The following is a 20,893-nucleotide window of genomic DNA, read 5'->3' on the forward strand; positions in this document are numbered from 1 at the left end:
GGCCGGCCTCGCGTCTGCCGCCGGGGGCGATGTGCCACCCCCGGCAGCGGATATCAGACGGCCCCGGCGCCCTGTGCGACCAGCGCCTCCGCCCATGGTGTACGGGCCGCGACCAGGGGCCGCAGGGCTCGCAGCGGACGGACCATGTTCACACCGACCGCACCGCAGACCTGTCCGCCGCGGGCAAGCAGCGCGGTGAACTTCCGTTCGGCGAGGCTGCCTTCGACGATGTGCACCAGATCCGCGCTCCGGGTCCTGCCGTACATCTGGATCTTGAGACCGTACTGGTCGGACCAGACATACGGCACGGTGGTGAAGGCGGTGGCCGCCTCCCCGGCGAGGATGTTGCGGGCGACAGCGAGGCCCTGTTCGGAGGCGTTGGTGCGGTGCTCGATCCGCAGCCGCTCACCGGTCACCAGGTCGGGCCAGGACGCCACGTCCCCGGCCGCCCAGATGTGGTCGGCGGCGCGCAGGGTGGCGTCGCACTCGACACCGTTGCCGAGCCGCAGCCCGCTTCCGGCGAGCCATTCGGTGTTGGGCCGCGCACCTATGCCGACGAGTACGGCGTCCGCCGCGAGGGTGCGGCCGTCGGAGAGGCGTACGCCCGTCGCCCGGCCGCCCTCGGTGACGACGCTCTCGACGAGGGCGCCTGTCACGGTCCGCACGCCGTTCTCCTGGTGCAGTTCGGTCAGCATGCTCCCGATGGCGTGGCCGACCGCGTCGGCGAGCGGCACCGCCCCATCGGTCACCAGCGTGACCTCGCAACCGGCCTCCCGCGCGACGGCGGCGGCCTCGGCGCCGATGAAACCACCACCGACGATCACCAGATGCGGACGGCCGGAGAGCGACTCACGCAGCGCGGTCGCGTCGTCCAGTGTGCGCAGCACATGGACGCCCGCGACGCCTTCCGTGCCCGGCAGCACCCGGGGCCGCACTCCGGTCGCGATGACGAGCGCGTCATAGCCGATGGTCCCGCCGTCGGTGCCTATCTCACGGGCGGCCGGGTCGAGGGCCAGCGCCCGGGTGCCGGAGCGCAGCCCGATGTCCAGCTCGGCCAGCGCCTCCTCGGTGCGGAGCCGCACCCGCTCGGCACCCCACTCACCGGCGAGCAACTGCTTGGAGAGCGGCGGCCTGTCGTACGGAAGGTGCCCCTCCTCGCCCACGAGGACGAGCCCGCCCTCGTATCCGGAGCGGCGCAGCCCCTCCGCCGCGGCGAGACCCGCCGCGGACGCGCCGACGACCACGACCCGGCGCGGAACGCTCATACGAGGGCCCCGTGCCGTACGGCGCCGAGGCGCCCGCCCTCTTCTTCGGTGGTGACACGCATGGCCGCTCCGATGGTCACGGTGGGCGGCGCAGCGCCGCACACCACGGTGAAGTGAACTTCCGGAAATTTACACCTGTTTACCTACCCGGCCAATCCCACCCCGCACACCAGCAGGGAAGTTGCCACTCGGGCGACCGCCTACGTGCCCAGGGTTGGCGCTCCGGCAACCACCTACGTGCCCCGGGCCGGCGCTCGGGCGACCGCTTACGTGCCCTGGGCCGGCGCTCCGGCGACCACTGACATGGCCTGTGTCAGGCTTGGCAGATGCCCAGACACTCCGAGCCGCGGCCGGTGGCCGCGCCACCGAGTCCCGTACAGCGGCCGCGCAACGCACGCGGCGAGGGCGAGAGGCTGCGCACGGAGATCATCGAGGCGATGCTGCGGCTCATCGCCGACGAGCAGCGGATGCGTCCGGTTCCGCTGTCGCTGCGGGAGGTGGCGCGCGAGGCGGGTATCACCGCGCCCGCGATCTACCGGCACTTCACGGGCAAGGACGAACTCGTCCGTGCCGCACTCGGCCGGCTCTTCGGCGAGCTGCGGGCGGAGCTGGACCGGGCGGACGGAGCGGCTGCCGCACACTCCCCGGCCGCGCGGCTGGCGGCCCTGGCGCACGCGTACGCCCGGTTCGCCGAGGAGAACCCGATGAGCTTCCGGGTGATGTTCAACGGTTCCGGCCCCGAGGACGAAGGGCCGGCCGGCATCGCGTCCCGCTGGCGCACGGCGGTCGGCCGGCTGGCGGACGCCGGGGTGCGGCTCGCCCAGACCCCGGAGGCGGCTGCCGTATCGATCTGGTCGTCGGTGCACGGCAGGCTGCTCCTGGACCGTCCGGCGGGCGGCCTCTGGCAGCTGGGCGACGTCCACGCCTTCATCGACGATCTCACCAGGTCACTGGCTGCGTCGGCATCGACGGCGGAGCATACAGACCGGTGACAGCGGATCGGTGGCATGCCCGACACGCCCCGGATCGGTACGCGACACGTCACCGCCACCGGGTTCCTCCGCCGCGTCGCAGCCCTCCCGGCTCACGGGTCTTGACGGTCCGGCCCGCTCCTGAATTACTGATCAGACACAGGTCGACCGAATGATCGGTCGGCAGGTTGCCGGTCGGGACGGGAGTGACCACATGACAGCCCTGCTGGACGCCGCGGAACGCCTCAGCCGTGACGAGCTCGTAGCCCTGCAGACCGATCGGCTGCGCGCGACGCTCCGGCACGCGTACGAGAACGTGCCGTTCTACCGCAAGTCCTTCGACAAAGCCGGGCTGCGCCCCGAGAACTGCCGCACCCTCGCCGACCTGGCCCGATTCCCGTTCACGGTCAAGGCCGATCTCCGCGACCAGTACCCGTTCGGGATGTTCGCGGTCCCGCAGTCCGACGTACGGCGCATCCACGCGTCCAGCGGTACGACGGGACGCCCGACCGTCGTCGGCTACACCGAGCGCGACCTCTCCACCTGGGCGGACGTGGTGGCCAGATCCATCCGCGCCGCGGGCGGCAGGCCCGGCGACAAGGTCCATGTCGCTTACGGATACGGCCTGTTCACCGGCGGCCTCGGAGCCCACTACGGCGCCGAACGCCTCGGCTGCACAGTGATCCCCGCGTCCGGCGGGATGACGGCCAGGCAGGTCCAGCTGATCCAGGACTTCCACCCCGAGATCATCATGGTGACACCGACCTACATGCTCACGCTGCTGGACGAGTTCGAACGCCAGGGCATCGACCCCCGGACCACATCCCTGCGGGCCGGCATCTTCGGAGCCGAACCGTGGACCGAGGAGATGCGGCACGAGATCGAGGAGCGGTTCGCGATCGACGCCGTCGACATCTACGGGCTCTCCGAGGTCATGGGGCCCGGGGTGGCCCAGGAGTGCGTGGAGACCAAGGACGGCCTCACGGTATGGGAGGACCACTTCTACCCAGAAGTGGTCGATCCGCTCGCCGGGGAGGTTCTGCCGGACGGTGAGGAAGGGGAGTTGGTCTTCACCTCGCTCACCAAGGAGGCCATGCCGGTGATCCGCTACCGGACCAGGGATCTGACCCGGCTGCTGCCCGGCACCGCCAGGGTGTTCCGGCGGATGGAGCGGATCACCGGGCGCAGCGACGACCTGGTCATCGTGCGCGGCGTGAACCTCTTCCCCACCCAGGTGGAGGAGATCGTCCTGCGCACCCCCGGCCTCGCCCCGCACTTCCAGCTGCACCTCACCCGGGAGGGCCGGATGGACGCCCTGACCGTACGGGTCGAGGCCAGGCCGGACTGCGCGCCCGGGGTGCGGGAGGCGGCGGCCCGCTCGGTCGCCGCGGGCATCAAGGACTCCATCGGAGTGTCGGCCGGGGTAGAGGTGGTCGATCCGGAGACGCTGGAACGCTCGGTCGGCAAGTTCAGGCGAATCGTGGACCTGCGAAACAATCCCGCTGGTCGCGCGAACCTCTCAGACACCAGCCGCCCGGTGCCGTGACGCCACGCAGTTCCTCGGCTGCGCGGCGGCGAGCCCCAACATGGAACTGACAGTTCAGCAGGGCGCAGGCCGCCTCCCCGGGGGAGTCGTCACGCAGGATGTGAAGGTCAGAGGGTGGCGCGCCAGGCTCCTCGGGCGAGCCGTGTCCGCCCGTCTGGCGTGATCAGCACATGGGCCCCGCGTACGGGCAGTTCGCCGTGCTGGAGCCAGTACGAGCGGATCTCGTCCAGGACGTCCCACAGGTGGCGCGGACCACTCTGGTGAACGACCGGATAGCTCCCCTCCTCGCTGGTGGCACGGGCCCATGACCCGTCCGGGTGGGCGAGCCACGTTGTGCACTGCCGCCCGGTCTCCTCGTATCCGTAGACGATGCCGGGCACCTCGATGCCGAGCATGGACGACAGGTCCCATGCCTGCTCCACGTCGACCACTGGATACCTACCGGCTGTGACGAACTCCCCTTCCCCGGTGCGGGCAGCTTCTACCGGACCATTGGGCAGAGGCGGGTAGTCGGCACTGCGGCGGGCGTGCATGAACCCGGCCCGGTCCCATTCGACTCGCCCCAGGGCGGTGCCGTCCGGTTGTTTGTCCGCGGTGACGATGAGTGTGGTCCCGGCGATGGTGGTCACCAGCCGCCCGCCGGGCCTGAGTGCCGTCAGCCAGCTGGCGGGGACGGGCCGGATCCCGACCGTGGCCACGATGCGGTCGTAGCGCCCTGGCAGTTCACCGCTCGCGTCGAGGGTGTGGAGCTGGGGGCCCAGTCCGACCTGGGTGAGCCGCTGGGCGGCTGCTTCGGTCAGGTAGGGGTCCACGTCGATGCTGGTGACCCGGTGCTCCCCCAGACGCACGCAGGCCAGCGCGGTGCCGTACCCCGACCCGGTGCCGACATCCAGCAGGGTGTGTCCGTCGCCGAGCCGGGTGTGCTGGAACATCCGCACCAGCAGACTCGGCAGCGTCGCTGACGACGTCGGTCTGCCTGCCGGCCGGTCCCTGCGCTTCGCGTGGTCCGCGTGCGCGCTGCCCACTCGGGTGACGAGTGAGTTGTCGGCGTACGCGGCGGCCAGCCAGGCTTCTTCATCGTCCGCCCCGGTGCGCAGCGACCAGCCGTCCCCGCCTGCCCACCAGCGGGGGACGAACAGGTGGCGCGGGAGCAGCGCAACCGGAGCGCGCCACCGTGACCCTGTGGGGGTGGAGCCGGCCGCGAGGGCTTCGGCGTGGGGCTGCCAGTTCACCGGCGTCTCCTAGTACTTGGGGTTGCAGGCCGGGGTGCTGGCGGGGCTGCAATCCCCGCCGTCGTTGGGCGGGCACGCATTCGTCGTCACGTACGGGACAGCTGACCGGGCCTCGGCCCAGCGCGGGCCGGACAGGATCTCAGCGAGGCGGGTGGTGCGTACGCTTCCGGTGTGCAGGTGCCGGGACAGGATGCAGCCGTACACGTCACCGTCCGGAGAGACGGCGACGCGTTCGTGGAAGCACCGCCCGCACAGTTCGCTCACGTTGGGCATGGTGGCGGAGTCTGATGCCGCGCGTCCAACGGCGCGGACCTGGTCCACCCTGATGTTCTGGACTCCGAGCGACCGCAGTTGGGCTTCGGCTTCGGTGACGCGCTGCCCGTCGCCGAGGTCGACCAGGCCGACGCGTAGCGGGATGCCACGGCGCAGTACCTCGGTGATGTTGGCCAGGGTGCGGGCGTGGCTGCCCCGGCCGCCGGTGATCGCGTCGTGCTGCCCGGGGTCGTCGCTGTAGTAGCTGGTCGCGACGCGCACGCCATCCTGGTCCAGCGCAGCCCAGAGGGCGGGGCGTACGTGTGTGAGGTCCGAGTACACCTCCACGGCCAGGTCCTGGCCGAGCGCATGGGTGATCAGCGGAACCAGGGCCGGGGACAGGGTGGATTCACCGCCGATGAACTGCACAGGAGGGATGCCCACCGCGGCGATGTCTTCTACAACGTTCTCCCAGTCGGCGCGGGTCATCGTGCCGTGGGAGACCTTCGGTCCGGACAGAGTGCAGCAGTGCGAGCACTCCAGCTGGCAGCGGCCCGTCAGCTCGCACTCGACGGACTGGATACCGTCCACAGCAGATGACAGGGGCTTGGCGTGGCGGATGGCGGTTGTCACGACGAGGTCTCCTTCTCGGTCACTTTGATGCGGTCATGTGCGGTTGGAAGTTGGAGGACTGTGACCAGGCGCGTGTCGGTCTCCAGCGGGTTACTTTTTGTCTTTTTTGAGGTCGTCCATGGCCTTCTCGGCGACGTCGCGCGCGAGCGCCCGTAGCTCGGGGGCAAGGGACTGGTCCCGCGCGGCCTTCGATGCCTCCCCGAGGTTCCTGATCTGCTCAAAAAGCCTGTCGTCGCTCTTCGCCATGTCTGGGTATCTCTCTCGTGGGAGACCCGCCCCGGCCAGGTCTTCCGGACTCCGGTCGGGGCGGGCGTTCTGGGGTGCGACCCTGACCCGAATCGGTCGCCATGGGTGGTGTGCGGGTGAGGTCAGATCGCGTCGGCGACCTTGTGCAACAGAGCCGCGCTGGCCGGGATGTCGTGGCTGAGCCGGACCGCGCGGTGTGGCAGTTCGGCGAGCCGGGAAGCCACCTCGGCGCGGGCGCTCTCCCGGCCGCCGCCGTCGATGCCCTGGGCCAGGCCGAAGATGTCCGGGTACCGGTCCTCGGTCGCCCCGGACATGAAGTCGGCCGCTCCCAGGCTGCGGGTGCCATCGATGACGTCGGGCGCTGCGTCGGCGTCGACCTGGGGGAAGAGCAGCCCGGCGGCATGCCCGCGGGTGGCCAGGGGGACGTTGAACAGGTCCGGGAACTGGTCCGGGAACACCTGCACCTTCCGCTCCCGATTCTTGGCGTCCCAGAGCGGGGTGTGGTTCCCAGCGAGCAGCGCATCGGTCACGGACTGGTGCTGGGTCGGGTGGAAGGTGCCCCCGCTGCGCAGGTGCTCCCGCGCGGCGGCCTCCCAGCCGAGCGCGTGCAGCAGGCCCAGGCCGAGGGCGGCAGCGGACGGCCACGGCAGGACGACCACGTCCCGCTCCCCCGTGGGCCGGACCATGACCCGGTCGTTGGCGAGGAGTTGCCAGCCGTGCGAGGCGAGCAGCAGGGCCGTGGTGGTCTTCCCGGCTCCCTTGTCGCCGAAGGTGAGCAGTGTTTCGCCGTCGTCCGGCCGTACAACGGCGGAGGCGTGCAGGACGGCCCATCCGTCCCGCAGGAGCTGGCCGCGGATCGACTCGCGGCGAGGCGCGCGGCGGCCAGGGCGAGCGGCTGCGCGTCGGTCCCGGCCAGGACGAGACGGCCTGAGTCCGGTGTGCTGCGGTACGCGATCCTCTCCCCAGGTGACGTGGCGATGATGTCCTCGCCGTCGCGCGCCACCAGCAGGGCATGCTTCGCGTACTCCACGGCCTCCGTGGGCCGGCCGTCGTGGACCAGACGGGTGATCTCCTCGTGGGCGGCCAGATTGACGTCGGCGAGCACGACAGAGTCGGCGCATACCTCGGTGACGTCCGTCGAAGTGGCGTTCCACCAGGGGCCGAAGTAGCGCAGGGCCCAGTCGGTGACTTCGGTTCGGTTGCTCAGTACGGTGACGGCGGCCGTGGCGGCGCCGAGCCGGGTGGCACTGATCATGGGGCGGTCCTCTCGGTAGGGGGAAGGGCAGGGAGGGAGGTGTAGGCGTCGCGGAGGCTGCTGGCCGCGGAGTCCAGGCGTCGGCGCTCGGTGCCGGTGAGCGGGGGCAGGCACGGTATGGCCTGGCCGCCGGTGAAGTGCACGGGGATTCCGAGCCAGACGTCCCCGTACGGCACGGACAGCTCCTCGATGCCGTCGACCAGGCCGAGGGCCATGCGGAGTCGTAAGGGTCACCGACGCCTCCTCGTGGGATTGCGTTGTCTGATGGTGTTGATCGGTGAATCAGGGCGCGCCGAGCTGCCTCATATGGCGAGGTCGTGCCAGGCGCAGATCAGGAGCCAGAGGCTGACGAACAGGAGGAACCCGAAGCAGGAGGGCGACGCCAGCGTCGCCGAGCACCCCCGCCCCTCACCGAGAGCCCTCTCCGCCGGGGTCGGCCCCTGCTCGTGGCCGGTCGGTGCGCTCGACCACGAGCGGGACGTCATACCGGGTACCGGCGCACATACACGCGTCGGACCGGGCACTGGACATGGAAGGTCACCGCGGCGACCGCCCCCGTGCCACTGTGGATCTCGTACTCCTGCCATGGCTCACCGGGCAGGATCGGGCGGTCGCAGCTCGCACAGATCACGGGCGCGGCCCGTAGGCGTAAGCGATCTCCGCTTCGAGCGCGGTGTGCAGCAGATCAGTGTCGGTGAGGTAGCACAGCGGCGTCAGCGCGACGCCCCAGTGCAGGCCGGACCCGCTGGTGCGTCCCACCGGAGGCACTGCCACGTACGCGCTGGAGCCGAGGACACCGACCATGTGCGACGGCAGGGTCCACGCATCGGCGGAGCCCGGCTTGATGAGCCAGTAGAGGACCTGCCCGTATCCGTCCGCGATCACGGCACCGCACTGGTCACCGAGGCGATCGATGACAGCCCGGCCGAACCGGGTCGAAACGCGTACCGCGTCCCAGCAGGTGCCCGTAGCGACCAGGTCGACGGTGTTGCCCTGCGGGGGCGACCAAGGAGCGATGGCCTCACGCATGAGCCACCACCCCCAGGTTGGCCAGGTGAGCGCACAGGGCCAGCACAGACCGGGAGAGCCGCTGAGCCTCAGCGAGCAGCACGGGCACCGTGTGCCCGGTGGTGTGGGCCAGACGACGCCGCGCCTCGCCAAGCCCGCCCTGCGCGCCAGCCCGCCGTACGTCGTCCACCGGCCGCACGGCGGCCAGCTCACCGACCGCCGGGATGAGCAGCTGGAGGAACCCTCGCAGCATCATGATCTCGGTGAGGAGGTCGTCCGCCGTACGCGTCGATTCCTGTGCGAGCAGCCGGTCCGCGATGGTCTTCATCGTCTCGACATCGACGGGCCGGGGGTCGTCTACCGGTGGTCGGCGGGTGCCAGTAGCGTGGTTCATGTCAGCCTGTCTCCTTCAGGATGGCCGTGCCCCGGGGCCGTGGCTGCGGTGGCCGGGGTCTGCGTATGCCGCGCAGCAGTCATGGGAGGTGCGTGCATCCCGCAACTGACGATCGGCCACACGCGATCCCCGCCAGGCAGGGTGATGTGCCCAGCCGCACGGAGTGCGGGGGCGACGGCTCCGCAGTAGAAGCAGGCCATCCCATGCAGCCGCGCAATGCTGACTGGTCGCTCGATGAGCGTCGGCTGGCCCGGTGAGTGTTCCGCCATCACGGCATCTCTCATCTGTCCGATCGCGTGTGGTCAGACAGATGATGAGCGTCAGCAAGGGATACAGGGGCTACAACTTGTAGCCCCTGTATCCCGGCATGGAGGAGCCGTCAGATGGCGCCGATCCATTCGGCGAAGTTAGTGAGGCTGTCTGCGTCGGCACGCTTGAGGCGCCGCAGTGTGGCGGCATCTTCCTTGGCCCAGGGATGCTCGCGTGTGTGCTGCGGTGCCACAGACCGGGCCACTTTCAGAGACTCGAACGCGTCGTCGGCGAGACCAGACCACAGTTGGGCGCGCGCAAGTTCGATATAGAAGCCGGAGCGGCGCTCGGCAGGGATTGCTAGGGATGGCTTCCATTCACGGGCGACGTCGAGCGCCCGTGAAACGAACTCACCACCCAAGCTGACCGCGACGGAAACCTCGTGGATGCGTACCGAATCCGGCCCGAACGCCGTGCCCTGGTAGATGTCCTCCCGAACCTCATCACCGAGAGCACGGGCATGAGACAGATGCGTGTCCGCCGCAGATGCTTCTCCAGCCCGGCCGGCGATGACCGCGGCCCGCATGTGCAGCGCACCGCGGGCTGCGCCGCTGCGCGCGCAAACGGGCGGCGGGGCTATGTCGACGGCGGCCTCCAGGACGCGCAGCCCGGCCCGGTGAGCTCGGGCGACGAAAAACGTCTCGGTGCGTACGTAGGCGACGGACACACCGAGGAGGGCATCGTCGGACTGTGCAACGGCCCATCGCATCAAGTCGACGAGCCGTGCCGACAGGTCGTGGGCCCCGTATTTGTAGGCGACAGCATCGGCGGTGCGCGCGGCGGCCACCACGAGGCGCGCTGCATCCGGTGTTGGGCTGCTGTGCAGATGGCACAGGCTGTCCCGGAGCAGAGGGGCAATGTGTTGGGCGACGCGGGCGTACTGGGCCGCAAGGCGCCAGCTCACCGCTTCGGCGACTGCGGCCCGCAGTTCCTCAGCTGACCGGCTTGGCGGATCCAACGGGACATCGTAGGCGGCCAGTATCGCTGAGAGTTCAGGCAGCACAGCGTGGACGCGGCGCTCCGTTCCGGTGTACCCGGTGGCGAGCTGTGTCGGGTCAACGGTGAGAGCTGCTGCGATTGAGTCAAGGGTGGCATCGCTCGGGGCGCGGGCTCCGCGCTCGATCGCCTTGACCGTGGCCAGTGAGACGAATGCCGCGCGGGCCAGGTCAGCCTGTGTCATGCGTCTGGAGTGGCGGGTGGCCGCGATACGCCGGCCTACCTGAAGAGGGGTGTCGGAGGGCATACTTGCTCCGTTCAGGGCGTCACTCTGAACGGTACCGCCACCGTGAGGTGCCGGATACAGAAACGGCTCTGCCTGGCACGTCGCAAGTAGAGCCGTTTCACTCCCTACCCGCCGAACCCGCCCACCAGCGCAGCGAGTTCGGAAAGGCTGCTGATACTCCAATCCGCGGTTTCCATCACCCCGGGGTCGTCGGCCCACAGATGACCCCATGGGCCACGCCGCAGATGCGCAACTCGCAGACCTGCCCGCTTCGCCGGGAAGACATCGTTCACGGGGTGATCTCCCACGTACAGGATCCGCTCTGGTGCCGTCTGCGCCGCGTCGACCACGTGGGCGAAGAATTCCGGAGCCGGCTTGGCCACATTCCACTCCCCAGACGTCGCCACCACATCCGCCGGCAGATCCAGAGCACGAAGCAACAGCCCGGCCTTCACCGTCTGATTTCCAGCCACGATGACGCGGACACCGAGTTCACGTAGCGCCGACAACGCGGACCGTACGTCTTCGTACAGGTCCTCCTCGCTCAGCTGCTCACCAAGGCCAGCAGCCTCACGGGCCGCGTACTCCTGAGCGATGTCGATGCCGGGCCGCAGGAGACGCAGCGCATCGGCGTTGTCGCGGCCCTGGACAGTTACGGCTCCAACGAGCGCACTGACGGTGTGACGCGGCACGCCAAGCCAATCCGCCCATGACCCCCAGTACCGGTCATCACGGGTCAGCGTCTCGCCGATGTCAAAGGCAATGGTCTCAATCACGTAAGCAGCCTAGGCATCAGAGCCTCGCCCCAGAACGCAGCTCCGCCCCGCTCCTGCATCACGGGAGCGGGGCGGCCAAGCAACCCCCGACTGTGTGAGTTGGGATTGTCCGGCCACCGTAGCTCCGGGCACTGACAGCCGATGCCCGCTCGGGCTGCTTGCCGGGGTACGGCGCGGCGCTGCCACTGGCTGATCTTCGGACGGGCCGTGGCCGTGGACGGGCGCCGCCTCAGGTGGTGGAGCCGGTCGCTGCGGCGCCGCACCGGAAGGGCGTGCTGCGAAAGACGGTGTCAGGCACGGAGGGTGCGGAAGAAGGCGCGGATGTCGTCGACGAACAGATCGGGGACTTCGAATGCGGGGAAGTGCCCGCCTTCGGTGTGCTCCCGGAAGAAGACGGGACTGCCGTCTCCGGGGCCGAGGACCTTGCGGACCAGCGGGTCACTGAAGAACAGCGAGGACGCCATGGGGACACCGTTGGTACTGCCCCAGCCGGGGTTGTCGGCGTGCGCGAGTTCCCAGTAGAAGTCGCCGGCCGCTGGCCCGGTTCGCGTGAACCACTACAGGCTGGCGGTGATCAGGACGTTCTCGCGGCTGATCGGCGTGGCGGGATTCGCCCACTGCACGAACTTCTCCGCGATCCACGCCAGCTGGAAGACCGGCGAGTCCGCGAGACCTGCCGAGAGGGCGTTGGGTGCGGTGGAGTGCAGCACCTTGTAGCCCTTCATCTGCGACCAGCGGTGCTGCGCCGCTTCGAGCCCGGCCTGTTCTTCCGGGGTCAGGCCGTCGGGGACCGGGAGGTCCTCGCCCGCCATGCCGAGCTGGAGACGGTCGCCGTGGGTGTGCGCGCCGAGCACCCGGTCGGGCATGAGCGTCGCCACCCGACCGGTCACTCCGGCCCCGAGGTCGCCGCCTTCCACGCCGAAGCGCTCGTAGCCGAGGCGGGTCATCAGCTCCCCGAAGGCCAGGGCCGTCCGTTCCAGGTTCCATCCGCGCGCCGAGAGGGGGCTGGAGAAGACGAAGCCGGGGAGGGAGGGAATGACGATGTGGAAGGCGTCGGCCGGGTCCCCGCCGTGCGCGCGCGGGTCGGTCAGCGGGCCGCTGGCTTCGAGGAACTCTACGAACGAGGTCGGGTAGCTGTGGTTCAGCAGCAGTGGAGTGGCGCCCGGCTCCGGGGAGCGCAGGTGCAGGAAGTGGATGGTCTGCCCGTCGATCTCGCTGATGAACTGCGGGAAAGCGTTCAGCCGAGCCTCGTGCGCACGCCAGTCGAACCCGTCCGCCCAGTAGCCGGCCAGCTCCTGCAGGTAGTGCGGCGGGATGCCATGATCCCACTCCGGGCCGGCACCGGGCACCGGGAACGGCGACCGGGTGCGGGCCAGTCGGTCGTGCAGGTCGTCGAGATCGGCCTGCGGGATCTCGATCCGGAACGGGCTGATGTCAGCACACATGGCAGGCAATATATGGCCGTTCCAGTTGGAATGGCGCGAAAGATCTGCGCGGGCGTGCCGAGTCGATCAGGCATGCCGACACGGTGGACGCCGTGGTCGTGGGCTACACGGGCACTCCGTTGCGGCCCACGCATCTCGCCGTACGCCTGCCGGACGGCCAGGTCACGCTGACCCGGCGGCTCACGACGGCGCTGCGCGTACAGGTCTCTCCGGCCCTGCGCGACTCGGGCCCCGGCAGGGCCGCGCGCACGCCGGATGGCGAGCAGTACACGACCTGCGAGCACCTGACCGTGGAGGTCGAGGCGGGCACCACCAGGCACGGCGCCGTCACCGCGACACGCGTACGGGAGTGAGCACGGCAGTGCAAGAAAATTCGAACTTGTGCTCTACTCGGTGAATGAGGTGCCACTTCCCCCACGATCTCCTGCGGGCCCAGGCCGACTGGTACGCCACCTACCGGCAGCTCGCGGACCGCAGCACCCAGCAGGCGGGGACGGCCGCGCACCGGCGGCGACTCCAGCAGCTGTCCGCGCACATCGCCGCCCACCCGTACTGGCGGACGGCACCCGGGGGCGCCCCGGCCGCGCGGATGGCGCTCCGGGAAGCCGCCCGGGACCTGACCGGGGCACGGCCGTGAAGGACATCACCGACCGGCAGGCGCGCATCCTGCGCCGCCTACGCAACTCGGTCGCTGAGCACGGGCGCTACCCGACGATGCGCGAGATCGGCGACACCGTGGACCTGTCCAGCACGTCGTCCGTCCACTACCAGCTCCAGCGCCTGGCAGTCCCTCGGGTTCGTCTCGCGTACTACCCAGGGCCGGCAGCCGCGCTGAACCGCTCCGGACACTCGAAAGCGCGCCCCCGCCGCCGGAGCGGAAGGGGCACAGTCATGTCAGACGGTGCGGGTTCCGATCTTCCTGTACTTCGCGGTCATCGCGAGAGTGCCCACACGCCGCGAATGCTTTGACTGTCCGGTGACCTGGGTCCATAGGCGAGCATTCGGCGGCGGACGAGCGCGTCCGGGGTGTCGATCGGCGGTGCGGAAGTTTCGCGAAGTCATTACCCGGGCGGGGAAAACGTCGTACCGGAGAAACGGGGGCGGAACTCCCCTCAACCTGTTGAGATCAGAGGAGAGCGAGATGCCCCAAGAGGGCGACCACGAATGCGCGGAAAACTCATCTTTATTCAGCACAAAACAAATAACCCCAGCTCACGGCACTGCATCCGCCACCCGCCCACTAGCACACCAACAAACACCCCTTCCAGCATCACGAACCGATACCTTGCTCACAGAAAGTGCCTTCCACTTGGAGCGATAGAATCCTTAGATAAGGTTCATCATTCCAGAGTAGAAGACACTTTCGCGCTCGCGGCCAGAAATCGGTCTCACGCCAACAGAAACGACATGTGGGCAGACCTGTCTGGGCCGAGCTAGCCGTCTTGTCGAGCCGCGTCTACACCGGGGTCAGAAGGATCGTGATCGACCCGTTCAGACTTGTCAGTCCCGACGGGGACAGACACTCCAGTTCGTTTGGCGCGCTGTAGATGTGGTCGACGGTGGCGGTGTCGCCCGTGAACTCGCCCGAGGTGATTGTCCCGACAGCAGCCTCAACGAATTCACCGGCGACGACGTTGTTGGTGACAGTGAAGTAGCCGGTGCTGGATTTCCCGTTGTTCCACGGGATCGTGAAGTAACCAGCGTTGTCGGACAGTGGGTCCAAACAGGAGGCGGTGTACGAACCTGACGTGGGGGTGGTGTAGCTGCCACCAGTGATCGTCGGGTCGCCGAGCGAAAGACAGCTGTAGGAAGCACCCCCATGGGATTGGGTTGGCGCGTCGAACAAGTGTAGCCCGGGGCTGAAAGTGACCGTGTCGGAAGTGCCAAGCGGACCGCAGGCAACATCAACGACGCTCGCTTGGGCACTGGCCGGTGCCGCAAATACCAGCCCCCCAACCAGGGCAGCCCCTGCGATCAAGGTTAAAACACGACGATTGATCACTGCATTGATCACAACCTATGCTCCGATCGGACGAATTGGGCCCATGTGGGTTCGGTTCAAATTAGGCGCGCCCAGATCGGGAAAGTCAATAGAGTGGCTCCGGAAATCACCGGACCATGACAGAGCAGATAAATGGCGAATTTTTGTTCGAGGTCTTTTAGGCTCCTCTTCACGACAAAGCTCGGCGACAGAAGCAAAGAGTCTTTTCCTGAGACACTGACACCCTGACTCGACCTGCCCGCCCGCGCGGGAGCCCCGCTGTGACAGCTGGAGCAGGTCTACCGTCTGGGCCCGGCGGCCCTGCGAGCCCAGACGGGCCCACCACTCCCTTACCCAGCTCACCGCGGCTGCCGGGCGGCCCAGCCAGCGGCGTACCGCCCAGATGCTCTACCTGCGCCGAGAGCTGGTCACGCGCCCGGTTGGCTTGCCGGAGGTCCGAGGACAGACCGATCACCTGGACGGCCATCATGGCGATGCCCGCGAGGATCAGCAGCCGGGTTGCGGCGATCACCAGCTCGACACGGGGAAGCCGAAGTCGGCGCAGCTGGGCGCGCGGCGGTGGCGGGGCCTTGTGTTCGCTCCCTGTACGACCACCGCCCAGATAGCGACCGCCGACGACACGACTGCGATGAGGACAGGGGTGCTGAGGCACTCGCCCCCGGCGGGACGCGGGAGATAGTCTCGCCGTCCGTGTAGTCGCCCGGACGATTTGTAGCGTACGGCGATATGCCGTTTCCCGATGAGCGCGGCCCAGTTCCCGTGGTGGAGTACCGTCCGCAGTGGCCGTTGGCGTTCGAACCTCTTGCTGAGGCGCTGCGAGATGCGCTGGGTGATCTCGCACTCGGGGCCGACCACGTCGGATCCGCTTCGGTGCGCAGTTGCCGGCCAAGGACTGCATTGATGTGCGGGTACGGATGAGCTCGATCGACGAGGCCCGGGATGGACCGCTGCTTGCGGTGTTCGGCTATCAGTGCCGCCCGGAACCGTGGAACCGCATCGACGAATCCGGCGGGCCCGGCCCCAGCATCGTTCCACGGATGGCTTCGGGCTGGTCACACGACGGTGATGTTGGCGGCCTGGGGGACCTTGGTCCCTGGGTGGTCTCGAAACTCACCTTGGAGCTCTCATTCAGAGCTCTCAACCTGTCGGAGTCGATGGCCGAACAGTGGGCGAAGACGTCCGCGCTGCCGTCATCGGGGGTGATGAAGCCGAAGCCCTTCTCGGCACAGGTGGTCCATGACCGGTCCGATTCGGGGTAGTCCGGGATCTCCGCAAGCTTGATGAGAAACGGGGTGTGCACTGATGTCGCCCACTGAACACCAGGCTTTCCTAAGCGACTTGGGGTCCGCTCTTGCGCTAGGCCACCAGGGCGGTGAACACGCGCTCCCAGGTGCCGTCGACGGCCCACATCCACAGTAGGTCGGCAGACGCCCCGTCAGTTGCCGTACTGCTCCGACAGGTGAACCCACTGCGTGCCGGTGGTGTGGAAGACAAGGAGTTGGGCAGGACGCTGATTCTGCTCTTGATCACAGTCGGAGCAGCGGGGGCCGGTAGCCACTACCGCCCTTGGACGAGAGTACGGAGGCGTGAGCAATGAGTATGCCCGGCGGCACCGGCGGCACCAGTGGTCGCTACCTCATCCGGGGTGACTACTACGACAAACACCTCACGGAACGGCAGCTGACCGACACCGTCACGATCGTGTGGGGCTCAGTGGGCCTGGTCTTCGGCGTGTTCATCGGAATTGGGTTGTCGTCGCTCTTCGGGCTGTCGACCGTCTTCCGCGTCGTGCTGGTCACTGCGGTAGTTCTCGTCGTCGGTGGGGGCACCGCATGGATCGCGCGCCGGATAGCGCGGCGCGGAACGGAGGACAAGCGGGTTGCAGAGTTCCTCGCGGAGCACGGAAGCGCGGAGAGCGACAGCGCCGACAGCGCCGACAGTGATACGCAACGGGAAGCTGAGCGATGAGTATCAAACGGTGCGGGTACCGATCTTCTGGTACTTCGCGGTCATGGCCAGCGCGCCAACCACGAGCACGCTCTGGCCGGCCGGTGATGCGGGTTCGTCGGCCGGTGCGCGGCGGCAGATGAGTGCGTCCGGGTTGCCGGCCGGCGCCTGGAGGGTGTAGCCGTCCGGGCAGGTCGCTTCCGGCCCGTGGCCCATCGGGCGGCCACAGGAGCGTAGCGGACGCTCCAGCGCCGACACACTCGACTCCCTCTGCACGCACAGATCCTGACGCCCCCAGATCTTCAGATGCGGCCGTCGTGCCTGCTGAGCTTGGTAGCTTCTGGGACATGCCGAAACAGGTGGGAATGCCGGTAGGCAGTCGTTACCGGTTGGCTGAACCGGTCGGTCAGGGCGGTATGGGCCGGGTGTGGCGGGCGCACGATGAGCTCCTCGATCGCGAGGTCGCGGTGAAGGAGGTTCTGCTCCCGGCGGAGCTCACCGACTCCGCGCGTCAGACGCTGATCCGGCGGTCCATGAGTGAGGCGCGGGCAGCGGCCCGGCTGCGGCACGCGGGCATCGTCACCGTGCACGACGTGGTCGAGGACGGAGAAGTGCCCTGGATCGTGATGGAGTTCCTGCCAGGGAAGTCGCTGGGCACGATGCTCCGCCGTGCGGGGCGCCTGGAGTGGCAGGCCGCACTCGCGATCTGCGTGCAGGTGGCCGAGGCACTGGCCCATGCGCACGCCACCGGGGTCATCCACCGGGACCTGAAACCCGAGAAGATCCTGCTCGTGGGGGACCGAGCGGTCGTCACCGACTTCGGTATCGCCCGGATCGTGGACGCGACGACGCAACTAACGGCTACGGACGGCGTGGTGGGCACGCCGCAGTACATGTCGCCGGAACAACTGAACAAGGCGTAACGGTGCTGTTCAAGGCCGACGCTGAGCGGATGGCAGAGAGGGGCAGTCCTTGGAGCTTCGTCGCCAGTGGAGCTCCGTTGCGCGAGGACGTCCTCGTGCGAACCGATGCCGCGTCTGTGGAGCAATGCCTCGCAGTGTGCTTGCCCCGCCTGCGTGAGCTGGGCTTTTGGTTCCCTGAGTGAGAGAGCGGGTGCGACCGAACCGCCGCCCCGGTTGTCAGTGCCGGCCGCTTATATGAGCCCATGGACACCGTGCACACGACCGCCGCCCTCCTCCCGGACCCCGCTGAGCTCCGCACGTACCTGCGCGCGCTGGCCGTGCTGGACCAGGCGATCTGCCGCGACCCGCGGTTCTCCCGCTACTCCTTCTCCACCGCCTGGGGACCTGGGACGGAGGCGGCCCTGATGGACAACGGCTCGGGTGACGACTACTCCGTCCTCTTCACCCCGGCCGGTGTGCTCGTCCGCGGCTTCGACCACGAGTCGGAGATGAGCCCGTACGCCACGGACGACGAACAGGTCTGGCCCGGTGTCATCGGCGAGGTGCCCGCCGCGCTGCGCCCGCTCCTGGACGACCCGGCCTTCGTCGACGAGGGCCTCGGCGCCCCGCGGATCACCGCCTGCCTGTGGTGGGAGACCGGCGGCAGCGCCTGGCGCACCGGCTCGGGCATCGAGTTCCCCTCGGGCAGCCCGGACCCGGACGGCTCCGGGCACCTCTTCCGCCTCCTCACCGACCGCTCCCCCGATGCCGTCCAGGCGCACTTCGAGGAGGACTACGGGCGGCCCGTCCCCCTCGCCACCGTCCGCCACGTCCTCGCGGGCCACCCCCTGACCCCCGAAGCCGCCCGCGGCCTCAACCCGGCTGCCCTCTCCGACGAGGCCCTGCTCCGCCGGATCGGCGCCGACCCCGAGGTCGAGGCGTACCTCGCCTGCGACGGTGAGTTCGACCTCACGCGGACCGACCCCATCGAGTCAATCGCCCTGCCGGCCGGTCTCCCGGTGGAGCCCGTGGCCGGCTGCAACGCGGGAGGCACCCACTACCTTTGCGGCCCGGCCGGCTCCGACCGCGTCCGCCCCGTCCTCTACACCGATTCCGAGGGCCAGGCTTCCCTCATCGCGGAGTCCCTCGCCGAGGCCCTGACCCTGGCCATCGTCCTCCCCTCCTGGCACGACGCCCTGGCCGGCTTCCGTCCCCCCGCGCTCAACGCCGACTACCTTGAGGACAACCCGGACCACCCCGAGGTCCGCGACCGCCTCCTCGCCGCCCTCCGCCTCCCCCCGGCCACCGAGCCCGAGGTCCTGGCCCGCCTCCTCACCACGGCCGCCCGCACCGTCCCGGACGGTTTCCTCCCTTCGGTCGAGGGCGAGGAGGACACGGCCTTCGAACCGATGCTCCGTCTGCCGGCCGAGTAGGACAGCCCCGCCGCGCGCCGCCCTCCGGACCCGACGCACCGCTACGGCGAAGCCATGACCGCACTGCCCGACTGGATGCGCCCTCCCCGCGCGGAGGGCTGTTCGCGGAGGATGTGACCGCCTCCCCGAGGTTCGGCCCGGTGCATGCCGGATCCACGGGCCAAAGTTCCGACAACTTTGGACCCGACAGTCGACTTGCCTAATGAAGGAGCTGGAAGTCCCCATGGATGAGGGTGTCCGGCTGGGTACGGCCCAGCTCCCGAACAGTCGCCACTGCGGCATTCAGCGCCTGTCGCGGCAGGACATGTGTCAGCTCCCCGGCGTCCTCGCGCAGCCGCTCCTCCCAGGCATCGGCCTGCTCACGCAGTCGCGGCAGGCAGCGCGGGCGGGGACGGCCAGGCGGCGGTTGAGCCGCCCGGCGACCGCCACTGCCTCGTCGCCGTCCTCGACCTCCGCCACAGGGTCGAGGGCTGAACCCGCTCCAGCAGCATCGCGAACTGCTCGTCGTCACGCTTGTGCAGCAGGACGGCACCGCACCCGCCCCACACGACGAAGGCATCCGGCTCATGGACGCTGCCGGGATGCGGGAACGACACCTTCAGCACCGCGCTCTCCCCATCCCGCCGCCGTACCGGAACGATGACGCCGACGCCCCCATGCATGACCTCGCCGTCCGGCACGCACCCCCAGCGCCCCAGCAGCTCCTCCACGATCCCGGGCAGATCGGCGAGCCACGCCGCCCCCGCCTCTCCCTCGCGGTCGACGGTGCTCTGCGCGAACTCCTCTGGCGTCGCGATCATCCCGGCACCCTACTCGCCGGCTTCTGGCTCATTCCCCCGCAGCCCGCGCCGTCCGCGTCCGTAGATACTGCCGGTCATGAACAGACCAAAATCGAGACGGATCCTCGCCGCACTCGCCGCATGTGCGGCCGGGGCCTCCTTGCTGGTGGGCCTCCAGGCGGCCCCCGCGGCCGCGGAAACCTTCTGCGGCTCCCACTCGGTCGATGGCGCCATCTGGACCGAGTACACCCAGACACCCGGTGCGCAGCAGTCCCTCGGCTGTCCCACCAGCGATGAACTCGGCCTTCCCGACGGGGTCGGGCGCCGTCAGGTCTTCGAGAACGGATCGATCTACTGGAGCCCGGACACCGGGGCGCACGCCGTGTGGGGGCTCATCGGGCAGGAGTGGGGTCAGCACGGCTGGGAGAGCGGCTACATGGGGTACCCCCTCACCGACGAGCTCAAGAACCCCGACGGGATCGGCCTCCGCCAGCAGTTCCAGAACGCCACGGTCTACTGGTCCCCCAGCAGCGGAGCGCACGCGGTGCACGGCAACATCGGATGGTGGTGGGGGCAGTACGGGTACGAAGCGGGGGTGTACGGCTACCCCACGAGCGACGAGTACAACGCCGGGCAGGTGGGCGGCAACCTCGATGACAACACCGGCGTACGCCAGGACTTCCAGTCCGGCAAGTACCTCCTGTGGAGCGGTGGTCAGGCCGACGCCTTCGAGACCTGTCAGTCCGCGTGTATCGGCTATGGCGGCATCACCAACACGAAGTGGGTGCAGAAGACCGAGGTCTACGTCAATTGGACCGACAGCCGGCTGACTTCCGTGCACGTCACTCCGACGGCCGCCGCGTTCAAGACCGTCACCGGTACCGATGACGCCGCCAGTGACCTCAATGACGACTGGAAGCAGGTGTGGTCCAACACCCGCATGTTCCCCGGCGCCACGCAGACCGAGGAGAACTCGACCTTCCAACAGCTGATGTGCCACGCGGAGTTCTCGTACCCCAACACCAGCGGTGGGCGCCTCGGCGGTCCCACGTGGGATCTGGAAACCTGGCACCCCGAACTCACCGGGGACAACGAAACCAAGCTCAAGAAGATGCTCGCCTCCAAGTGCAACTGGGAAACGGACTCGTAGCGCCTGCCTCCCAAGGCCCCTCGTCAGCCTCGGGGCCGGCGGAGGGCTTCTTGCTTCTTGTACTCCCGGACAGGGAATCCCTGGATCGCGGCGTGCCGGGACGCGAAGTGGCGCGAGTGCACCACC

Annotated in this window: 27 protein-coding genes and 2 pseudogenes; 12 read left to right on the plus strand and 17 right to left on the minus strand. The window is 68.8% G+C overall.

Features of this window, described 5'->3' with window-relative positions:
* Positions 1-53 precede the first annotated feature (53 nt).
* Positions 54-1,265, minus strand: a complete 1,212-nt coding sequence (locus tag ACWGKJ_RS24930) for an NAD(P)/FAD-dependent oxidoreductase (protein WP_385021800.1) — start codon at positions 1,263-1,265, stop codon at positions 54-56.
* Between the two features lie 326 nt (positions 1,266-1,591).
* Between ACWGKJ_RS24930 and ACWGKJ_RS24935 the strand changes: the two genes are divergently transcribed.
* Positions 1,592-2,257: a TetR/AcrR family transcriptional regulator gene (locus tag ACWGKJ_RS24935; protein WP_385021803.1), complete on the plus strand. Its 666-nt coding sequence runs from the start codon at positions 1,592-1,594 to the stop codon at positions 2,255-2,257.
* 193 nt (positions 2,258-2,450) lie between these two features.
* Positions 2,451-3,782 (plus strand): phenylacetate--CoA ligase PaaK, encoded by a 1,332-nt coding sequence (paaK, locus tag ACWGKJ_RS24940; protein ID WP_385021806.1) that lies wholly within the window; start codon positions 2,451-2,453, stop codon positions 3,780-3,782.
* Between the two features lie 107 nt (positions 3,783-3,889).
* Here the strand turns inward: paaK and ACWGKJ_RS24945 are convergent, their stop codons facing one another.
* The 4 genes from ACWGKJ_RS24945 to ACWGKJ_RS24960 form a co-directional block, all read right to left on the minus strand.
* Positions 3,890-5,014 carry a 50S ribosomal protein L11 methyltransferase gene (locus ACWGKJ_RS24945; RefSeq protein ID WP_385021809.1) on the minus strand — a complete coding sequence of 375 codons (1,125 nt, stop codon included), beginning with the start codon at positions 5,012-5,014 and terminating at the stop codon, positions 3,890-3,892.
* 9 nt (positions 5,015-5,023) lie between these two features.
* Entirely contained in the window at positions 5,024-5,899 is an 876-nt protein-coding gene (locus ACWGKJ_RS24950; protein WP_385021812.1) for a radical SAM protein, read from the minus strand.
* A 90-nt stretch (positions 5,900-5,989) separates the two neighbouring features.
* Positions 5,990-6,145, minus strand: coding sequence for a hypothetical protein (locus ACWGKJ_RS24955; RefSeq protein WP_385021815.1), 156 nt, complete (start codon positions 6,143-6,145; stop codon positions 5,990-5,992).
* A gap of 122 nt (positions 6,146-6,267) precedes the next feature.
* Entirely contained in the window at positions 6,268-6,831 is a 564-nt protein-coding gene (locus tag ACWGKJ_RS24960; protein WP_385021818.1) for a hypothetical protein, read from the minus strand.
* A 30-nt stretch (positions 6,832-6,861) separates the two neighbouring features.
* On the opposite strand from ACWGKJ_RS24960, the gene ACWGKJ_RS24965 reads away from it, so the two are divergent.
* Complete coding sequence (locus ACWGKJ_RS24965; protein WP_385021821.1) at positions 6,862-7,314, plus strand: hypothetical protein; 453 nt, start codon at positions 6,862-6,864, stop codon at positions 7,312-7,314.
* Between the two features lie 82 nt (positions 7,315-7,396).
* On the opposite strand, the gene ACWGKJ_RS24970 is transcribed toward ACWGKJ_RS24965, so the two are convergent.
* The 8 genes from ACWGKJ_RS24970 to ACWGKJ_RS25005 all read right to left on the minus strand — a co-directional run bounded on the left by ACWGKJ_RS24970 (position 7,397) and on the right by ACWGKJ_RS25005 (position 12,554).
* Positions 7,397-7,615, minus strand: coding sequence for a hypothetical protein (locus ACWGKJ_RS24970; RefSeq protein WP_385021824.1), 219 nt, complete (start codon positions 7,613-7,615; stop codon positions 7,397-7,399).
* A gap of 87 nt (positions 7,616-7,702) precedes the next feature.
* Positions 7,703-7,885: a hypothetical protein gene (locus tag ACWGKJ_RS24975; protein ID WP_385021826.1), complete on the minus strand. Its 183-nt coding sequence runs from the start codon at positions 7,883-7,885 to the stop codon at positions 7,703-7,705.
* Between the two features lie 142 nt (positions 7,886-8,027).
* Positions 8,028-8,429 (minus strand): hypothetical protein, encoded by a 402-nt coding sequence (locus ACWGKJ_RS24980; protein WP_385021829.1) that lies wholly within the window; start codon positions 8,427-8,429, stop codon positions 8,028-8,030.
* Positions 8,422-8,802, minus strand: a complete 381-nt coding sequence (locus tag ACWGKJ_RS24985) for a DUF6415 family natural product biosynthesis protein (protein ID WP_385021832.1) — start codon at positions 8,800-8,802, stop codon at positions 8,422-8,424. The genes ACWGKJ_RS24980 and ACWGKJ_RS24985 overlap by 8 nt, the downstream gene beginning before the upstream one ends.
* Before the next feature lie 379 nt (positions 8,803-9,181).
* Positions 9,182-10,354 (minus strand): helix-turn-helix domain-containing protein, encoded by a 1,173-nt coding sequence (locus tag ACWGKJ_RS24990; protein ID WP_385021835.1) that lies wholly within the window; start codon positions 10,352-10,354, stop codon positions 9,182-9,184.
* A gap of 104 nt (positions 10,355-10,458) precedes the next feature.
* Positions 10,459-11,106: an HAD family hydrolase gene (locus tag ACWGKJ_RS24995; protein WP_385021987.1), complete on the minus strand. Its 648-nt coding sequence runs from the start codon at positions 11,104-11,106 to the stop codon at positions 10,459-10,461.
* Positions 11,107-11,399: 293 nt separating this feature from the next.
* Positions 11,400-11,573, minus strand: coding sequence for a hypothetical protein (locus ACWGKJ_RS25000; RefSeq protein ID WP_385021838.1), 174 nt, complete (start codon positions 11,571-11,573; stop codon positions 11,400-11,402).
* A 93-nt stretch (positions 11,574-11,666) separates the two neighbouring features.
* Positions 11,667-12,554 (minus strand): epoxide hydrolase family protein, encoded by an 888-nt coding sequence (locus tag ACWGKJ_RS25005; RefSeq protein WP_385021841.1) that lies wholly within the window; start codon positions 12,552-12,554, stop codon positions 11,667-11,669.
* A gap of 83 nt (positions 12,555-12,637) precedes the next feature.
* On the opposite strand from ACWGKJ_RS25005, the gene ACWGKJ_RS25010 reads away from it, so the two are divergent.
* From ACWGKJ_RS25010 to ACWGKJ_RS25020, 3 genes are read left to right on the plus strand one after another with little or no spacing between them, the layout of a single operon-like run.
* Positions 12,638-12,907, plus strand: a complete 270-nt coding sequence (locus ACWGKJ_RS25010; protein WP_385021844.1) for a hypothetical protein — start codon at positions 12,638-12,640, stop codon at positions 12,905-12,907.
* A 44-nt stretch (positions 12,908-12,951) separates the two neighbouring features.
* Positions 12,952-13,191 carry a hypothetical protein gene (locus ACWGKJ_RS25015; protein WP_385021846.1) on the plus strand — a complete coding sequence of 80 codons (240 nt, stop codon included), beginning with the start codon at positions 12,952-12,954 and terminating at the stop codon, positions 13,189-13,191.
* Positions 13,188-13,523: a LexA family protein gene (locus ACWGKJ_RS25020; RefSeq protein WP_385021849.1), complete on the plus strand. Its 336-nt coding sequence runs from the start codon at positions 13,188-13,190 to the stop codon at positions 13,521-13,523. The genes ACWGKJ_RS25015 and ACWGKJ_RS25020 overlap by 4 nt, the downstream gene beginning before the upstream one ends.
* 487 nt (positions 13,524-14,010) lie before the next feature.
* On the opposite strand, the gene ACWGKJ_RS25025 is transcribed toward ACWGKJ_RS25020, so the two are convergent.
* Positions 14,011-14,568 carry a hypothetical protein gene (locus ACWGKJ_RS25025; protein WP_385021852.1) on the minus strand — a complete coding sequence of 186 codons (558 nt, stop codon included), beginning with the start codon at positions 14,566-14,568 and terminating at the stop codon, positions 14,011-14,013.
* A 714-nt stretch (positions 14,569-15,282) separates the two neighbouring features.
* On the opposite strand from ACWGKJ_RS25025, the gene ACWGKJ_RS25030 reads away from it, so the two are divergent.
* On the plus strand, positions 15,283-15,474 hold the full coding sequence (locus ACWGKJ_RS25030) for a GrpB family protein (protein WP_385021854.1): 192 nt from the start codon (positions 15,283-15,285) through the stop codon (positions 15,472-15,474).
* A gap of 49 nt (positions 15,475-15,523) precedes the next feature.
* On the opposite strand, the gene ACWGKJ_RS25035 is transcribed toward ACWGKJ_RS25030, so the two are convergent.
* Positions 15,524-15,970, minus strand: a complete 447-nt coding sequence (locus ACWGKJ_RS25035; RefSeq protein ID WP_385021857.1) for a cold shock domain-containing protein — start codon at positions 15,968-15,970, stop codon at positions 15,524-15,526.
* 179 nt (positions 15,971-16,149) lie between these two features.
* Here ACWGKJ_RS25035 and ACWGKJ_RS25040 point away from each other — a divergent pair, with 179 nt between their 5' ends.
* Positions 16,150-16,524: a hypothetical protein gene (locus ACWGKJ_RS25040; protein WP_385021860.1), complete on the plus strand. Its 375-nt coding sequence runs from the start codon at positions 16,150-16,152 to the stop codon at positions 16,522-16,524.
* Between the two features lie 3 nt (positions 16,525-16,527).
* Here the strand turns inward: ACWGKJ_RS25040 and ACWGKJ_RS25045 are convergent, their stop codons facing one another.
* Entirely contained in the window at positions 16,528-16,761 is a 234-nt protein-coding gene (locus tag ACWGKJ_RS25045; RefSeq protein WP_385021863.1) for a hypothetical protein, read from the minus strand.
* Positions 16,762-16,850: 89 nt separating this feature from the next.
* Here ACWGKJ_RS25045 and ACWGKJ_RS25050 point away from each other — a divergent pair, with 89 nt between their 5' ends.
* From ACWGKJ_RS25050 to ACWGKJ_RS25060, 3 genes and pseudogenes are all read left to right on the plus strand, one after another.
* Positions 16,851-17,426, plus strand: a complete 576-nt coding sequence (locus ACWGKJ_RS25050; RefSeq protein ID WP_385021867.1) for a serine/threonine-protein kinase — start codon at positions 16,851-16,853, stop codon at positions 17,424-17,426.
* A 242-nt stretch (positions 17,427-17,668) separates the two neighbouring features.
* A complete protein-coding gene (locus tag ACWGKJ_RS25055; RefSeq protein ID WP_385021870.1) occupies positions 17,669-18,838 on the plus strand; it encodes a hypothetical protein in 1,170 nt (389 codons plus the stop codon).
* A gap of 54 nt (positions 18,839-18,892) precedes the next feature.
* A pseudogene (locus tag ACWGKJ_RS25060) lies at positions 18,893-18,966 on the plus strand (Uma2 family endonuclease); the annotation flags it as partial.
* 89 nt (positions 18,967-19,055) lie between these two features.
* Here ACWGKJ_RS25060 and ACWGKJ_RS25065 read toward each other — a convergent pair.
* Positions 19,056-19,638: pseudogene (locus tag ACWGKJ_RS25065) on the minus strand (aminoglycoside phosphotransferase family protein); the annotation flags it as partial.
* Positions 19,639-19,714: 76 nt separating this feature from the next.
* Here ACWGKJ_RS25065 and ACWGKJ_RS25070 point away from each other — a divergent pair.
* On the plus strand, positions 19,715-20,767 hold the full coding sequence (locus ACWGKJ_RS25070) for a hypothetical protein (protein WP_385021873.1): 1,053 nt from the start codon (positions 19,715-19,717) through the stop codon (positions 20,765-20,767).
* Positions 20,768-20,893: the final 126 nt, after the last annotated feature.

Source organism: Streptomyces sp. NPDC054757 (genome assembly GCF_053612185.1).

What these genes read in the sequence shown, in the direction of transcription:
- ACWGKJ_RS24930 (WP_385021800.1), bottom strand. Translation starts at nt 1,265, where the DNA reads ATGAGCGTTCCGCGCCGGGTCGTGGTCGTCGGCGCGTCCGCGGCGGGT.
- ACWGKJ_RS24935 (WP_385021803.1), top strand. Translation starts at nt 1,592, where the DNA reads ATGCCCAGACACTCCGAGCCGCGGCCGGTGGCCGCGCCACCGAGTCCC.
- paaK (WP_385021806.1), top strand. Translation starts at nt 2,451, where the DNA reads ATGACAGCCCTGCTGGACGCCGCGGAACGCCTCAGCCGTGACGAGCTC.
- ACWGKJ_RS24955 (WP_385021815.1), bottom strand. Translation starts at nt 6,145, where the DNA reads ATGGCGAAGAGCGACGACAGGCTTTTTGAGCAGATCAGGAACCTCGGG.
- ACWGKJ_RS24960 (WP_385021818.1), bottom strand. Translation starts at nt 6,831, where the DNA reads ATGGTCCGGCCCACGGGGGAGCGGGACGTGGTCGTCCTGCCGTGGCCG.
- ACWGKJ_RS24970 (WP_385021824.1), bottom strand. Translation starts at nt 7,615, where the DNA reads ATGGCCCTCGGCCTGGTCGACGGCATCGAGGAGCTGTCCGTGCCGTAC.
- ACWGKJ_RS24975 (WP_385021826.1), bottom strand. Translation starts at nt 7,885, where the DNA reads ATGACGTCCCGCTCGTGGTCGAGCGCACCGACCGGCCACGAGCAGGGG.
- ACWGKJ_RS24980 (WP_385021829.1), bottom strand. Translation starts at nt 8,429, where the DNA reads ATGCGTGAGGCCATCGCTCCTTGGTCGCCCCCGCAGGGCAACACCGTC.
- ACWGKJ_RS24985 (WP_385021832.1), bottom strand. Translation starts at nt 8,802, where the DNA reads ATGAACCACGCTACTGGCACCCGCCGACCACCGGTAGACGACCCCCGG.
- ACWGKJ_RS24990 (WP_385021835.1), bottom strand. Translation starts at nt 10,354, where the DNA reads ATGCCCTCCGACACCCCTCTTCAGGTAGGCCGGCGTATCGCGGCCACC.
- ACWGKJ_RS25000 (WP_385021838.1), bottom strand. Translation starts at nt 11,573, where the DNA reads ATGGCGTCCTCGCTGTTCTTCAGTGACCCGCTGGTCCGCAAGGTCCTC.
- ACWGKJ_RS25005 (WP_385021841.1), bottom strand. Translation starts at nt 12,554, where the DNA reads ATGTGTGCTGACATCAGCCCGTTCCGGATCGAGATCCCGCAGGCCGAT.
- ACWGKJ_RS25015 (WP_385021846.1), top strand. Translation starts at nt 12,952, where the DNA reads ATGAGGTGCCACTTCCCCCACGATCTCCTGCGGGCCCAGGCCGACTGG.
- ACWGKJ_RS25030 (WP_385021854.1), top strand. Translation starts at nt 15,283, where the DNA reads ATGCCGTTTCCCGATGAGCGCGGCCCAGTTCCCGTGGTGGAGTACCGT.
- ACWGKJ_RS25040 (WP_385021860.1), top strand. Translation starts at nt 16,150, where the DNA reads ATGAGTATGCCCGGCGGCACCGGCGGCACCAGTGGTCGCTACCTCATC.
- ACWGKJ_RS25050 (WP_385021867.1), top strand. Translation starts at nt 16,851, where the DNA reads ATGCCGAAACAGGTGGGAATGCCGGTAGGCAGTCGTTACCGGTTGGCT.
- ACWGKJ_RS25055 (WP_385021870.1), top strand. Translation starts at nt 17,669, where the DNA reads ATGGACACCGTGCACACGACCGCCGCCCTCCTCCCGGACCCCGCTGAG.
- ACWGKJ_RS25070 (WP_385021873.1), top strand. Translation starts at nt 19,715, where the DNA reads ATGAACAGACCAAAATCGAGACGGATCCTCGCCGCACTCGCCGCATGT.